The sequence below is a fragment of the Streptomyces sp. NPDC093111 genome (genome assembly GCF_040683955.1).
GTDB lineage: Bacteria > Actinomycetota > Actinomycetes > Streptomycetales > Streptomycetaceae > Streptomyces.
The window spans coordinates 231,648-245,215 of record NZ_JBFBNW010000009.1 but is presented as its reverse complement, the minus strand read 5'-3'; the positions used below and the strand labels follow the sequence as shown (position 1 = coordinate 245,215).

14 protein-coding genes are annotated in these 13,568 nt (G+C 73.9%); 10 read left to right on the top strand and 4 right to left on the bottom strand.

Annotation, left to right across the window (positions count from 1 at the left end; genetic code table 11):
• Positions 1-151 precede the first annotated feature (151 nt).
• From AB0Q96_RS17975 to thpR, 3 genes are all read left to right on the top strand, one after another.
• Positions 152-676: a hypothetical protein gene (locus AB0Q96_RS17975; RefSeq protein WP_365326452.1), complete on the top strand. Its 525-nt coding sequence runs from the start codon at positions 152-154 to the stop codon at positions 674-676.
• A 284-nt stretch (positions 677-960) separates the two neighbouring features.
• Positions 961-2,046 carry a helix-turn-helix domain-containing protein gene (locus tag AB0Q96_RS17970; protein ID WP_365326450.1) on the top strand — a complete coding sequence of 362 codons (1,086 nt, stop codon included), beginning with the start codon at positions 961-963 and terminating at the stop codon, positions 2,044-2,046.
• Positions 2,027-2,611: an RNA 2',3'-cyclic phosphodiesterase gene (gene thpR, locus AB0Q96_RS17965; protein ID WP_365326448.1), complete on the top strand. Its 585-nt coding sequence runs from the start codon at positions 2,027-2,029 to the stop codon at positions 2,609-2,611. Before AB0Q96_RS17970 ends, thpR begins: the two co-directional genes overlap by 20 nt.
• A gap of 28 nt (positions 2,612-2,639) precedes the next feature.
• On the opposite strand, the gene AB0Q96_RS17960 is transcribed toward thpR, so the two are convergent.
• On the bottom strand, positions 2,640-3,230 hold the full coding sequence (locus AB0Q96_RS17960; protein ID WP_365326446.1) for a TetR/AcrR family transcriptional regulator: 591 nt from the start codon (positions 3,228-3,230) through the stop codon (positions 2,640-2,642).
• Positions 3,231-3,344: 114 nt separating this feature from the next.
• Here AB0Q96_RS17960 and AB0Q96_RS17955 point away from each other — a divergent pair, with 114 nt between their 5' ends.
• The gene (locus AB0Q96_RS17955) at positions 3,345-4,094 is read left to right on the top strand and encodes a class I SAM-dependent methyltransferase (protein WP_365326444.1); all 750 of its coding nucleotides are present in this window, start codon (positions 3,345-3,347) and stop codon (positions 4,092-4,094) included.
• 13 nt (positions 4,095-4,107) lie between these two features.
• Here AB0Q96_RS17955 and AB0Q96_RS17950 read toward each other — a convergent pair whose 3' ends face one another.
• Positions 4,108-5,397 carry a GNAT family N-acetyltransferase gene (locus tag AB0Q96_RS17950; protein WP_365326442.1) on the bottom strand — a complete coding sequence of 430 codons (1,290 nt, stop codon included), beginning with the start codon at positions 5,395-5,397 and terminating at the stop codon, positions 4,108-4,110.
• 264 nt (positions 5,398-5,661) lie between these two features.
• On the opposite strand from AB0Q96_RS17950, the gene AB0Q96_RS17945 reads away from it, so the two are divergent.
• The 4 genes from AB0Q96_RS17945 (at position 5,662) to AB0Q96_RS17930 (ending at position 9,944) form a co-directional block, all read left to right on the top strand.
• Positions 5,662-6,798, top strand: a complete 1,137-nt coding sequence (locus AB0Q96_RS17945) for an ABC transporter permease (RefSeq protein WP_365326440.1) — start codon at positions 5,662-5,664, stop codon at positions 6,796-6,798.
• On the top strand, positions 6,795-7,475 hold the full coding sequence (locus AB0Q96_RS17940) for an ATP-binding cassette domain-containing protein (protein ID WP_365326438.1): 681 nt from the start codon (positions 6,795-6,797) through the stop codon (positions 7,473-7,475). Before AB0Q96_RS17945 ends, AB0Q96_RS17940 begins: the two co-directional genes overlap by 4 nt.
• A 173-nt stretch (positions 7,476-7,648) precedes the next feature.
• Positions 7,649-9,043: an alpha/beta fold hydrolase gene (locus AB0Q96_RS17935; protein WP_365326436.1), complete on the top strand. Its 1,395-nt coding sequence runs from the start codon at positions 7,649-7,651 to the stop codon at positions 9,041-9,043.
• Positions 9,044-9,104: 61 nt separating this feature from the next.
• Positions 9,105-9,944, top strand: a complete 840-nt coding sequence (locus tag AB0Q96_RS17930) for a crotonase/enoyl-CoA hydratase family protein (RefSeq protein ID WP_365326434.1) — start codon at positions 9,105-9,107, stop codon at positions 9,942-9,944.
• A 167-nt stretch (positions 9,945-10,111) separates the two neighbouring features.
• Here AB0Q96_RS17930 and AB0Q96_RS17925 read toward each other — a convergent pair whose 3' ends face one another.
• The gene (locus AB0Q96_RS17925; protein WP_365326433.1) at positions 10,112-10,666 is read right to left on the bottom strand and encodes a GNAT family protein; all 555 of its coding nucleotides are present in this window, start codon (positions 10,664-10,666) and stop codon (positions 10,112-10,114) included.
• A gap of 166 nt (positions 10,667-10,832) precedes the next feature.
• Here AB0Q96_RS17925 and AB0Q96_RS17920 point away from each other — a divergent pair, with 166 nt between their 5' ends.
• Complete coding sequence (locus AB0Q96_RS17920; RefSeq protein ID WP_365326431.1) at positions 10,833-11,369, top strand: hypothetical protein; 537 nt, start codon at positions 10,833-10,835, stop codon at positions 11,367-11,369.
• A 64-nt stretch (positions 11,370-11,433) separates the two neighbouring features.
• Here AB0Q96_RS17920 and AB0Q96_RS17915 read toward each other — a convergent pair whose 3' ends face one another.
• Entirely contained in the window at positions 11,434-12,153 is a 720-nt protein-coding gene (locus AB0Q96_RS17915) for a helix-turn-helix domain-containing protein (RefSeq protein WP_365326429.1), read from the bottom strand.
• A gap of 197 nt (positions 12,154-12,350) precedes the next feature.
• Between AB0Q96_RS17915 and AB0Q96_RS17910 the strand changes: the two genes are divergently transcribed.
• Complete coding sequence (locus tag AB0Q96_RS17910; protein WP_365326427.1) at positions 12,351-13,541, top strand: cytochrome P450; 1,191 nt, start codon at positions 12,351-12,353, stop codon at positions 13,539-13,541.
• The last annotated feature ends 27 nt before the right edge of the window (positions 13,542-13,568 follow it).

The window sequence follows — 13,568 nt, the reverse complement described above, 5'->3', positions numbered from 1 at the left end:
CCGCCGCCCGGTATGCAGCGGGTGTCCGGACCGGGGGTATAGCCAGTGCCACCCCAAGACGGACACCGGCGTTACTGACCGGAACGGGGCCGCGGAGGAGGGTGGATGACGAGCCCGGACACCGGGTCCACGACCCCGAGAGGCACCCGCCATGGCCCTGATCGCCGCCCACCCCGTGACCGCGTCCGAAGGCCGCCGTACCGACGGACGGATGCCGCGGCGGACCGACGACCGGACCGACGACCGGACGGTCGACCGTACCGGCGGGGCCCCGAACCACCCGCGGCCGGTCGGCCGCTCGCGCCGCCGCCAGGGGCGCGTCCTGCTCGGCGCGGGTCTGGTGCTGCTGCCCTGGCTCGGCTACCTCGCCGGCACCCTGCCGCCCGTCGAGGCGGCGGCCTGGGTCACCCTCGACGCCCTGGAGGCGGCGGCCCTCCTGACGGCCGGGAGCCGCCTCCTGACCGGCGACCCCCGCCACCGAGCCCCCGCGGCGGCGGCCGCCGCCCTGCTCCTCACGGACGCCTGTGTCGACCTCGCGACCGCCGCCCCCGGACCCGAGCTGATCACGGCCGTCGCCATGGCCGCCCTCGCGGAACTCCCGCTGGCCGCCCTCTGCGTGGCACTGGCCGCAGGGGGACGCGGCGCGAGGGGACGCGGCGCGGGGGAGAAGCGCTGACCGGAGCCCGCCGCGACCTTCCCACCGTGGCCGGATGAGGCCCCGGGGCGTCGCGAACGCGCCGAATCGGCACACCGCGCCACGTCCCCGCCCCTCGACTCCCGGCACGTCCGCTTCCGTACCCACCAAGTCCCCCAAGGGCGGTCCCGCTCCCTCCTCCTGTTCCGTTTCCCGCCGCCGCCCGTCGCGACCACCTGCGGTATCAGGCCGACGGCCGGCCACGGCTATGGACGCTCCACGCCCGCCTCCTGATGGTGGATCCCCGCTGAACGGGGGAGGAACCCATGGGCTTCGCGGTCTTCGACGCGGGTGATCTGCCCGCCGAGCACAGGTTCGAGTGGTGGCGCGAACAGGTCGGCAAGGGCGCCGGGCCGACCCGCCTGACGGCCGACAGCCCGGCCGACTTCACCGTCCGCGCGGGGGTGCTGCCACTGGACGACGTGACCATCGCGCGGCTGTCCTTTCCACCGATGACCTCGGAGCGGACCGCCCGGCTCATCCGGCGGTCCGACCCGGAGACGTACGAGCTGACCCTCATGCTCTCCGGGACGCTCAGGATCTCCCAGGCCGGCCGGGAAGACACCGTGTCGGAAGGGGACTTCAACCTCTGGAGCTCCTCGGAGCCGTCCCGCAGCCGCGTCGCGGGCGGTGGTCCCGGCGCCGCGCCCTCGGACGCGATCGTCCTGCACCTCCCGCGCTCCCGCGTCGCGCTCCCGCCCGCCAGGGTCGACGAGCTCCTGGCCTGCGGCATCCCGGCGGGGCGGGGCGTCGGGGCGGTCCTGGCCCGGCACCTGACCTCGGTGGTCCGCGAAGCGGCGTACCTGAGCGAGGCGGACGGCCGCCGCATCGGCGCCATGACGGCGGACCTGGTGACCGCCTTCCTCGCACACCACCTCGACGCCTCGGACAGCCTGCCGCCGCCCACCCGCAACCGCCTGCTCCTCGACCGCGTCGACCTCCACATCGACGCCAACCTCGCCGACCCGACACTCGCGCCGCCCCTGATCGCGGCCCGCCACCACATCTCCGTACGACAGCTCCACCGCCTCTTCGAGCCCCGAGGGGAGACGGTGTCGGCGACGATCCGCCGACGCCGCCTCGAACGCTGCGCCGCCGACCTCGCCGATCCGCGCTACAGCGCACTGCCCGTCCATGCGGTGGGCGCCCGCTGGGGGTTCACGGACGCCCCGTCGTTCAGCCGCGCCTTCCGCGCCGCGTACGGCCACAGCCCCCGGGAGCACCGGGAGAAGCAGGGGGCCGCCCGGGAACCCGTGCCGGGCGGTCGGGTGCCGCGCTCCCCGGCGCGACCCGGTGTGACGCGAGCGCGGGCGGCAGGGTACGAAGGCTCCTGTGAACGAAGAGACCCCTGAGGCGACCGTCCGTGTGTTCATCGCGCTGGCCCCGCCCGACGACGCGAAGGACGAACTGGAGCGGGAACTGCTGCCCGCCTACGCGGCGTACCCCCGGATGCGCTGGAACCGCATCGAGGACTGGCACATCACGCTCGCCTTCCTCGGCGAGCTCCCCGTCTCCGCCGTGCCGCCCCTGCGGGGCCCCCTCGCGGAACTCGCGGCGTCCCGCGGACCGCTCAGGCTCGCGCTGCACGGCGGCGGGCACTTCGACGAGCGGGTCCTGTGGAGCGGCATCGACGGCGACCTCGACGGACTGCACCGCCTCGCGGCGGACGTCCGGGCCCTGGTGACCGACTGCGGCATCCCCTACGAGGGACGCCCCTTGCGCCCCCACCTGACGCTGGCCCGGGCCCGCCGCGACGACCCGTCGAGCGTGGCCGAGACGGCCGCCGCCCTCGCCGGTTTCCGCGGCCGCACCTGGCACACCGAACGCCTGCACCTCGTCGGCAGCAACGTCGGCCGAGGCCCCGCGCCGATCCGCTACCGGGACATCGACGCCTGGGAGCTGGGCGGCGGAGCCTGACGCGCGGACCCGATCCGCAGGGCGGGCGTCACCGGTCGGAGACCCCGCCGAGGGCCGCGACCGCGAGCCGCACCGCACGCCCCGTCACGACCTCGTAGTCGGCGCCGGCCTCCAGCGCGGTCGTCGCCGCGTTGACGAACCCCTGGAGGAGACGCGCGGTCAGCACGGGAGCGTCGTCACCGAGGTCCCGCAGGGCCCCGACGAGCGGGTCGAGCAGCGCCCGGTGCGCCTCGTCCGCGCCCGCGCGCAGGGCGGCCGCGTCCTGGTCGTCGGCGGTGGCGCGGGCGATCCGGTGCTCGCCGTCGCGGACCATCTCCAGCTGCGCGGTGACGTAGGCGGCGACCCGCTCCTCGGGCGAGTCGCCGGCCGAGGCGAGGGCGGCGGCGATGCGCTCGGTCCAGCGCGGCGCGGCCTCCCGTACCACCTCGGTGAGCAGGTGCTGCCGGTCCGGGAAGTACTTGTAGACGCTGTTGCGGGCCAGCCCGGTGCGCCGGGCCACGGCCGCGAAGGTCACCTTCGAGGCGTCGCCCTCCGCGAGCAGCTCCCGCGCGGCGTCGAGCAGGGCGGCACGCTGCTGGGTGCGGTGGTCGGCGACCGTGGCAGCGTGGATCTTGGGCACGGACCCAGTCTAGGCGTGTCCCGAGGGCCGCGTGACTCCGAGGTCGTGTCCGGAAACGAGCCCTGCCCTGCGGGCAGACGGCGCTACTTTCCGGGCACGACCTAGGCTGTGCCGATGGACTCAGCGACCGGGACGCCCCGGCCTTCCGTCAACGACTACGACCGTTTCGCGGAGGAGTACGCCGCGGAGAACGAGCACAGCCTCGTCAACGCCTACTACGAGCGGCCCGCGATGACGGCCCTGGCGGGAGACGTCGCCGGACGCCGGATCCTGGACGCCGGCTGCGGCTCGGGCCCGCTGACCGCCGCCCTGCGCGACCGTGGCGCGATCGTCACCGGTGCCGACGCCAGCGCGGGGATGCTGGCCCTGGCCAGGCGGCGGCTCGGGGCGGAGGCGGACCTGCACGTGGCCGACCTGCGCGACCCGCTGCCGTTCGCGGACGGCGCGTTCGACGACGTGGTCGCCTCGCTGGTGCTGCACTACCTGGAGGACTGGGGTCCGACGCTCACCGAGTTCCGGCGGGTGCTCCGGCCGGGCGGCCGGCTGATCGTGTCGGTCGACCACCCGTTCGTCGCGTACACGGTGCGGGAGGAGCGGCCCGACTACTTCGCCACGACCAGTTACGGCTTCGAGTGGGCGCTCGGCGGGCGGCTCGTTCCGATGCGGTTCTGGCGCAAGCCCCTCCACGCGATGACCGATGCCTTCACGGCCGCCGGTTTCCGCGTGACCGTCCTGGCCGAGCCGCAGCCCGACCCGGCCGCCCGCGACCTGTTCCCCGACACCTTCCGGACGCTCGCCGACCGCCCCTGTTTCCTGTTCTTCGTCGTGGAGGCATCCCGGCCGCGCGGAGGCTCGGACGGCTGAGGCGCCGGCCGGGTCAGAACCAGTGCAGGCAGTGCGGCGGGCGCTCGGCGCGGAAGAGCGTGTCGGCGAGGGCGGCCGCCGCCGGGTGGTGGGCCCGGATGTGCCCGGCGCGCACGAGGGTGCTCGGGGCGGTGCCGCCGAGGTAGATCGAGCCCAGGTCGTTCACGTCGAGGGACAGGTCGGGCTCCCGGTCCGTGGGGACGCAGTCGGCCTTGCCGTCCCGGACCGTCAACAGGTGCCGGCCGTGCTCGCCGAGGAACGGGTCGGTGACGTCGAGGACGAGCTCGCCGTCGCCGGACCACCCGCGCGCGGTCAGCGCCCGGGGGACGTCGAGGAGCCGGACCCACAGCCAGTCGGTCTCGCCGCTCAGCGTGCACGCGCGGAAGTCCGCGAGCTGCCAGCGCAGCGGGTGCTCGGGCGGGAGGTGCTTGAACACGACCTGGCCGACCAGGTCGTGGCCGAGCAGGAAGCGGGCCAGGGCGGTGAAGGCGGCGTCGTCCGTGGCGATGGTCTCGTCGGCCGTCAGGGTGTCGGGGTCACCGATCGAGTAGCTCGCGTAGCCGTCCGGGACGCCGTCGGCGTCCCGGTGGACGGCGACGTAACGCGGCGCCCGGGACACCGGCGGCTGCCCCGCGCCCATGGCCCACCAGCGGGGCGGCCGGGACAGCGCGCCGGGCTGCGCACGCCGGTAGCGGTCGTAGACCTCTTCGAGGATCTCCCCGCACTCGGACCGGCGCAGGACCTCGACCGAGCCGGTGCGCGCCCCGGCCGCCGGGACGGGGGTCGGGCCGTGAGCGCCGTTCCCGTCCATGGTTCCGTCGGCGCGGACGGCCCGGTCCGCTCCGTCCGCCCGTGACGGAGCGAAGGCCGCCTGGTCGCGTCGTACCGTCAGGCGCCGTGTGTACGTCGCCGGTCCGTAGCCGAACCGGCCGTAGATCATGGCCTCCGAGGCCAGCAGGACGGAGAGGTAGTCCCCTCCGGCGCGCAGCTCGGTGAGCTGGTGCCGCATCATCGCGCTGAGCACGCCCCGGCGTCGGTGCGACGGCACGACACCGACGGCGGTCACTCCGGCCACGGGCGCGAGGACCCCGCCGGGCAGGGTGAGTTCGAAGGCGTACGTGCCGGCGGTGCCGACGGGCCGGCCGTCCGCCGCCCGGGCGAGCAGACACCGTTCCGGCTCCAGGGCCGCCCACCAGACCCCACCGCCGTCCTCGGCCGGGGTTTCCGGGAAGCGCCCGAAGGCGGTGTGGAGCGTGTCGACGAAGACGGTGTGGTCCTGGTCGGTCGTGGGACGGATGTCCATCGGTGCTGCTGCCTCCCCGGGATGCCTGTCGGACAGGACCGCGGCACCACGGCCGCGGCGCCTCGGACAGGCCCGGGGCACCACGGTCGTGGCGCCCCGCCACAGTGCACCCTCGCCCGGCGGGAACGGCAAGCGATTAACCCTCCGCACGCGGCGACCCGGCACCCCACTTGGGGACGCACCGTCGCCATCATCTATCTTGGGGACGCCTTGTCCCTATCTTTTCAAGTCTGAACCTGAACCTGATCCCCTGGAGGGAACACCGTGTTCCTCGCCCTGCTGGAACTGAAAGCGGCCCGGGGCCGCTTCCTGCTGATGGGCAGCGTCGTCGTCCTCGTCGCCGCGCTCGTCGGCATCGTGTCCGGCTTCACCACCGGCCTCGGTGACGACACCGTCTCCGCCCTGCGCCGACTCCCCGCGACCCACATCGCCTTCGCCGCCGGCTCGGACTCCGACCAGTTCGCCCGCGGGCTCGTCGACGCCCCGAGCGCCGACGCCCTGCGCGGCGACCCGGACCTCGGCGCCGCCGAGGCCACACCGCTCGGCGTCTCGATCACCCGGGGCACCACGAACCGGGGCACCGAAGTGGACCTCGCCGCGTTCGGCGTCGAACCCGGCGCCTTCACCGACCCGGGCGCCGACACCGGCGAGCCCCTCGACGCGTCCCGGCCCCTCGGCATCGTCATCTCCCGCCAACTCGCCGACGAAGGCGTACGGATCGGCGACACCCTCGTCGTCGACCGGCTCGGCATCCGCCTCGCCGTGGTCGGCACGACGGGCCGCTCCTCGTACGGACACGTCCCCGTCGCGTACGTCACGACGGACACCTGGCGCCACATCCGCTTCACGGTCCCCGGCGCGAAGACCACCCCCGCCGACCTCCCGCTCCAGTACAGCGCCCTCGCGCTCCGCCTCCCCGAGGACACCGACAGCACCACCCTCGCGGCGGCCGACCGCCGCCACGGCACGACGACCGTCCCCCTGGAGCAGGCCTTCGCCGCGGCCCCCGGCTACAAGGGCGAGCGCCTGACCATGACCTCGATCCAGACCTTCCTCTTCCTCATCGCCCCGCTCGTCGTCGGCGCCTTCTTCGCCGTATGGACCGTCCAGCGCACCCCGGAGCTCGCCCTGCTCCGCGCCATGGGCGCCTCCCGGCGCCGCCTGCTCGGCCACACCCTCGCCCAGGCCGCCGTCGTGGTCGCCGCCGGCACCGCGGCCGGAGCGGCCCTGGCCTCCACCGTCGGCCTGCTCGTCGGAGAACAGGTGCCGTTCAGCCTGCCCGCGAGCACCCTCGCGAGCACCATGGGCGCCGTGGCCCTGGTCGGCCTCGCGGGCTCCGCCCTCACCCTGCGCCGCGTGACCACCGTCGACCCGATGACCATGCTGGGAGCCGCCCGATGAGCCTCCACCTCCACGACGTCACCGTCACCCTGGGCCGGGGCGACTCCCGCACCACCGCCCTGCGGTCCGTCACCGCCGGCTTCGCGCCGGGCGTCCTCACCGCCCTCGTCGGCCCCTCCGGCTCCGGCAAGTCCACCCTCCTCGCCGTCGCCGGCGCCCTGCTGCGCCCCGACAGCGGCCAGGCCCTCCTGAACGGCACCGACCTCGCCGCCCTCACCGACCGCGAACGCGCACGGGCCCGCCGCGAACGCATCGGCTACATGTTCCAGAGCGGCAACCTCCTCACCGGACTCACCGCCGAGGAACAACTGCTCGCCGCGGCCTCCCTCGCGGGCCGCCCGCCCCGAACCCTGCGCGCCAGAGCCCGCGCACTCCTCACCGACGTGGGCCTCGACCACCGCCTGAGCCACCGCCCCGACCAGCTCTCCGGCGGCGAACGTCAGCGCGTCGCCCTCGCCCGCGCCCTCCTCCTGGAACCCGAACTCCTCCTCGTCGACGAACCGACGGCCGCCGTCGACCGCACCCGCGCGGAGGACCTCACCGCCCTGATCGCCCGCACCACCCGGCAGTACGGCTGCGTCACCGTCGTCGCCACCCACGACCCCGTCGTCAGCGGTGCGGCGGACGCCACCCTCGACATGCTGGACCAGGCGGCATCGGCGGCGACCCCCGTCTGATCCCGCGCGGACGCGAGCGGGGCCGGGGCCGCCACGAGCCGCGGCGTCCCCGCACCCGCCCCCTGACCGGTCGGCGCGGACGCGGGGACTCCGGGCGCGCGTCCGGCACGATGTCGGGAAGGGCCGGACCGGACCGAACCGGACCGGCCGATCGCGAGCCGGGGAGCGTCACGATGTCCTTCCTGTCCAGAGCGGCCACGGTCGTGGCGGCCCTGATCACCGCCACAGCCACCGCGTGCGCGGGTACCGCGCCGGGCGCGGACCGTCCCCCGAACGGTCCGCCGCCCGGCGCGCCGGTGCTCACCGGCCACCGCCCCTGCCCCGGGCAAGCCGACGCCACCTGCGCCGATCTGACCGTTCCGCTCGACCGCGCCGGAGCCGTGCCGGGACGGCTCACCCTTCAGACCGCGATCCACGGCAGGGCCGACGCGCCACGGGGCACGCTGCTCTTCCTGACCGGCGGACCGGGCCAGCCGGGCGTCCCTTTCATGGCCCGGATCCGCACCCGGCTGCCCGCCGCCCTCGCCGCGTACCGGCTGGTGATGATCGACCAGCGGGGGACCGGCGGCGGCGCCGTCGACTGCCCCGCGCTGCAGAAGGAGGTCGGCAGCAGCGACACCGTCCCGCCCACCCCCACGGCCGTTACGGACTGCGCCACGAGCATGGGCCGGACCCGCGACTTCCACACCACCGCCGACACGGTCGCCGACCTGGAGGACCTGCGCCGCGCCCTCGGCGTCACCGACTGGACCCTCGACGGCGTCTCGTACGGCACGTACACCGCCGGCCGGTACGCCCTCGCCCACCCGTCGCGGGTGCGCCGCCTCGTCCTCGACTCCGTCGTCCCGGCGGACGGCGCAGGCGTGCTGTACGAGGAGTCGTTCGGCCACTCCGGGCACGTGCTGCGCACCGCGTGCCGCGAGCAGGACTGCGGTTTCGACCCGGCACGGGACCTCGCCCGGGTGGTCCGCCGCGACGGCAACGGGGTCGGCGTCTTCAACCTGCTGGTCATCGCCAGCATCATCGACCCCAAGTTGGACAACCCCGACCTCGGCATCCTCGACGCCCTGCACGCCTCGGCCGACGGTGACCCCACCCGTCTCGACGCGCTGGTCGCCGACTTCTCCGCCCCGTCCGACGAGCCCCCGGCGGAGTTCAGCTCCGGCCTGCACGCCGCCACGCTCTGCGCGGACTCCCGCTGGCCCTGGGGCGACGCCTCCGCCCCGCTCGACGGCCGGCGCGAGGCGCTGGAGCGGGCCGTCCGGCGCATCGACCCGGCGACGGTGTGGCCGTTCGAACGCCGGACCGCGGGCGAACAGGGCATCCCGCAGACCTGCCTGCCCTGGCCGGCCTCCCGCGCCGACCGCCCCGCCCCCGGCCGCACCCTGACCATGCCGGTCCTGCTCCTCGCGGGCGACCGGGACCTGTCGACACCGCCGGCATGGGCCCGCGGCATGGCCGCCCGGACCCCGAAGGCCGAACTCGTCGTCATCGCGGGAGCGGGCCACTCCACCCAGAGCCGAAACACCGAAGGCGCCCGCGCCGCCGAGGAGTTCCTGCTGCGGTAGGCAGTCCGTCAGGTCGGTGCCGGGAGTGGCCGTCCCTGCCCCGGCACGTGAGAATGCCGCCATGACCGACACCCCGCCGCCCGCGGCTCCGAACGCCGAGCCGGCCCGTCCGGAGGCCCCCGCCGCCGACGCCCCCGCCGTCCGCACCGAACGCAACGGCCCGGTGACGACCGTCGTCCTGTCACGACCCGCCGCCCGCAACGCCGTCGACGGACCGACGGCCCGCCTACTCGCGGACGCCTTCCGCGCGTTCGAAGCGGACGACGAGGCCGCCGTGGCCGTGCTGTGGGGCGAGGGAGGCACGTTCTGCGCGGGCGCCGACCTCAAGTCGATCGGTACGGAACGCGGCAACCGGGTCGCGCCCGACGGCGACGGCCCCATGGGCCCGACCCGGATGGAGCTGTCCAAGCCCGTCATCGCGGCCGTCGCGGGCCACGCCGTCGCCGGGGGGCTCGAACTCGCCCTGTGGTGCGACCTCCGGGTGGTCGAGGAGGACGCGGTCCTCGGCGTCTTCTGCCGCCGATGGGGCGTCCCGCTGATCGACGGCGGCACGGTCCGGCTGCCCCGGCTGATCGGCGAGAGCCGCGCCATGGACCTGATCCTCACCGGCCGCCCGGTCCGGGCCGCCGAGGCGTACGAGATCGGCCTCGCCAACCGTCTCGTACCCCCGGGACAGGCCCGCGCCGCCGCCGAGGAACTCGCCAGGGAGATCGCCGGGTTCCCCCAGCTGTGCCTGCGCCACGACCGCCTGTCGGTACGCGAGCAGCACGGGCTGCCCGAGGCCGAGGCGCTGGCGGCGGAGCTGCGCCACGGCATGGTGCCGCTGTCGACCGGCGAGACCCTCTCGGGCGCCGCGCGCTTCACGTCCGGGGCGGGACGGCACGGGTCCTTCGGCGACTGAAAGGCCGCCCCGGGGGATCGGGGCGGCCTACGACAGCGGAGTACGGCTCCGGCCTACGGCTCCGGCTTACGGCTCCCGCCTACGACACCTGCTTACGGCTCCGGCTAAGACGCCGGGCTAAGACGCCGGGCTAAGCCTCCGCCTGTGACGCCGGCCTAAGACCCCGTCTACGACGCGGCCGTGGAGCCGCCGCCCTGCTGCCACTCGTGGGAGAGGAGCCCGAGCAGCACCTCGTCCAGGATCTCGCCCATCACCCACGCCGAGGAGCGCAGCACGCCCTCGCGGACGAAGCCGTTGCGCTCGGCGACGCGGAGCATCGCGGCGTTGTCCGCGACCGTCTCGATCTGCAGCCGCCGCAGGCCCCGTACGACGAAGCCGTAGTGGCAGAGCGTCGCGACGACATCCGTCCCGTAGCCCTTGCCGCGGAAGGACGGCCGCAGTCCGATGCCGATGTGGGCGAGCCGGTTGTGGGTGTCGATGCTCCAGAGCTCCGCGCTGCCGACGAGCGTGCCGCCGTCCAACTCCACCACGGAGAACGGGACGTGTCGTTCGTCCGTGTCGTCCATGACGAGTCGTGGATTCTTCGATCCGGGCGCGAGGGGCCGCCACGGGCGGCTGTCGGCCCGGGAGGCGTTGACCACGTCGTCGTGGAGCTCGGTCCGCAGGATCGGGAGGTCTTCGTCGTGTCGGGCCCGCAGCCCGATCTTCTCGCCTCGCAACATGTCGGATTCCTATCCGACCGCGGCGGACGACGGCAATCGAATATCGTGCGGTCGGCGTCGGCCCCTTACGGGTGGTCTTCCGGGAATCCCCGGCCTCCCGCCCCGTTCGCCGTTCTACCGTGCGGGCAACGCCGCGCTGCCGTCCGCGGTCACGGAGGAGGATCTTGTGTCATCGCCCTGCGACCCGAAAAACGCTCCCGCCGGTGATGTGGGCGGCGCGCTGATGGTGATCGACTCGCGCCTCAAGTCCGTCCACGAGGACAGAGCCGCACCCGATCCCGAGCAGCAGCGGCTGATCCGCCAGTTCACCGCGTCGCTGGGCCCGAGCGAGGTCCACGACCTCCTCGACGGCACGTGCACGGTCATCTTCATGTTCATGAAGTGGCTGCGGCAGGCCCACGAGGAGCACGACAAGGACGTCATCGAGTACGTGGTGCCGGGCGTCGTGTCGGCGATGCGCGCGATGCCGCGGAGCGTGCGCCCGGAGGCGATCCCCACCATGGCGGGCCTGGTCATCGCCGCGGGGACCGGGTTGAGTCCCAGTCTTTGGCGCAAACAGTACGGGGAGTGGACCAGCGACGAGATGAACCCGCTGGAGGCCACCGCCTTCCTGCTCGCCGAGCACATCAACCGCATCACCGACGACGGGGAGTTCGCCATCCGCCTGATCGCCGACGCGTTGTCCCGCGTGGACCAGGACTGACGGGAGTCCCGAGGAGGGGCCGGCGGTCCCGGGTGCTTCGGCGCATGCCCTCGGATCCGTCCCGTCACGACAACAGCGTGCGCCACCGGTCGGCCGAGGTCATCGTGTCCTGGACGACCTGCCGGAGGAATGTTCCCCCTCGGGAGAGCCGCTGCGCGGCGGGGTTGTCGTGGCCCAGGGTCTCCGCCGCCGTGATCGCCGCCTGGGCCACTTCGAGGGTCTGCCGTGAGCTGATCAGGATCGAGTGGTACCAGGCGTCGTCGTCGATCACGTACACGTCGCGCCGGCGCTGCGGATCGCGCTCGCGGCGCGCGTAGCCGTTCTCGACCAGGAAGTTGACGGCGACGGAGACGGACGCCGGACTGAGCCGCAGGCGGCGGACCAGTTCGGCGGCCGTGCGTCTGCCGTCCTCGGACATCAGCAGGTCGATGTGGACGCGGGCCGTCGTTCTCGGCATGCCCGACCTGACGGCCAGCTCGACGATCTCCTCGACCGAGCCGATGGAGCCGACCGAGCCGCCGGAGCCGCCGGAGCCGACCGAGCCGGTCACGTCGGCCGCGGGGAGGTCGGCCGCGTCGGGGCGCGGGGGCGGTGGCGTGCTGCGGCGCGCCCGTTGCGCCGTCACCTCGTGGGCGTGCTGCGGCCGATAGGCGCCGGCGCCGCCGTTGCGGGTGACCTCGCGGCTGATCGTCGACGTGGGCCGGCCGAGCCGCCTCGCGATCTCGGCGTACGAGAGTCCGCCGGTCAGTCCGGCCGCGATCCGGTGGCGTTCCTGCTGGGTCAACCGTCCTCCTGGCATGCCCGCAGTATTGCCTTCACCGCTCCTCATTGCAACGCTGCGTTGCATTCGGTCGCAGCGTCATTGCATCAATTTGGCGCTCTCCACCTGCGGTTATGTCCTGGATTGATTGACCAGATACTGAACGCAACGTAGCGTTCGGAATGTGTCAAACGCTTGACGTCGCGAGATGAGGAATGGTCATGAGCGAGTCCCTCCACACCGTCCCGGCCCTGCCGACGGAGCGTCCTGCCGGCTGTCCCTTCGACCCGCCCGCGGAGCTGACCGAGGCCCGCCGGCACGGGCCCATCAGCCGCTACACCCACCCCGGCGGCAAGCCCGGCTGGATGATCACCGGACACGAACTGGTCCGGTCGGTCCTGGCCGACCCGCGCTTCAGCTCGCGCAAAGAGCTCATGAACGTCGTCGACTTCGAGATACCTCCCGCGCCGCCCGGCGAGTTCCTGCTCACGGACGACCCCCAGCACAGCCGCTACCGCAAGCCGCTGGTCGGCAAGTTCACCGCGCGCCGGATGCGGCTGCTCACCGAGCGCATCGAGCAGATCACCGGCGACTGCCTGGACGCCATGGAGCGCACCGGCCCGTCGGCCGACCTGGTGACCGCCTTCGCCAAGCCCATCCCCACCATGATCATCTGCGAGCTGCTGGGGGTGCCGTACGAGGACCGCGCCTCCTTCCAGGAGCAGATCGACACGTTCATGAACGGCGAGACGAGCGATGAGGAGCTCATCGCCGCCTACACCGCGACCCAGGAGTACCTGGCGGAGCTCGTCGTCGCCAAGCGCGCCGCCCCCACCGACGACGTCCTCAGCGAGCTCACCGACAGCGACCTCAGCGACGAGGAGCTGAGGGGGATCAGCCTCATCCTGCTCGCGGCCGGCTTCGACACCACCGCCAACATGCTCTCCCTCGGCACCTTCGCCCTCCTGCGGAACCCGGACCAACTGGCCGAGCTCCGTGCCGACCCCTCGCTCGTCGACGGCGCGGTGGAGGAGCTGCTGCGGTATCTGAGCGTGGCCAAGTCCTTCATGAGGACGGCGCTGGTCGACGTCGAGCTGGGGGGCCAGATCATCGAGGCCGGGACCACGGTCGTCCTCTCCTACCACACCGCCAACCGCGACCCCGAGCGCTACGCCGACCCCCACGTCCTCGACCTGGACCGGAACTCCGGCGGACACCTGGCGTTCGGCCACGGCGTCCACCTCTGCCTGGGCGCGCAGTTGGCCCGCGTCGAGATGCGCGTCGCGTTCACCGCCCTCCTCCAGCGCTTCCCCACGCTGCGCCTCGCCGTGCCGGCCGAAGAGGTCGCCCTGCGCCCGGAGACGGCCGACATCTACGGGGTGAAGAGCCTCCCGGTCACCTGGGACGCGTGACCTCGCCCGGCTCCCCTTCCCCCGCAC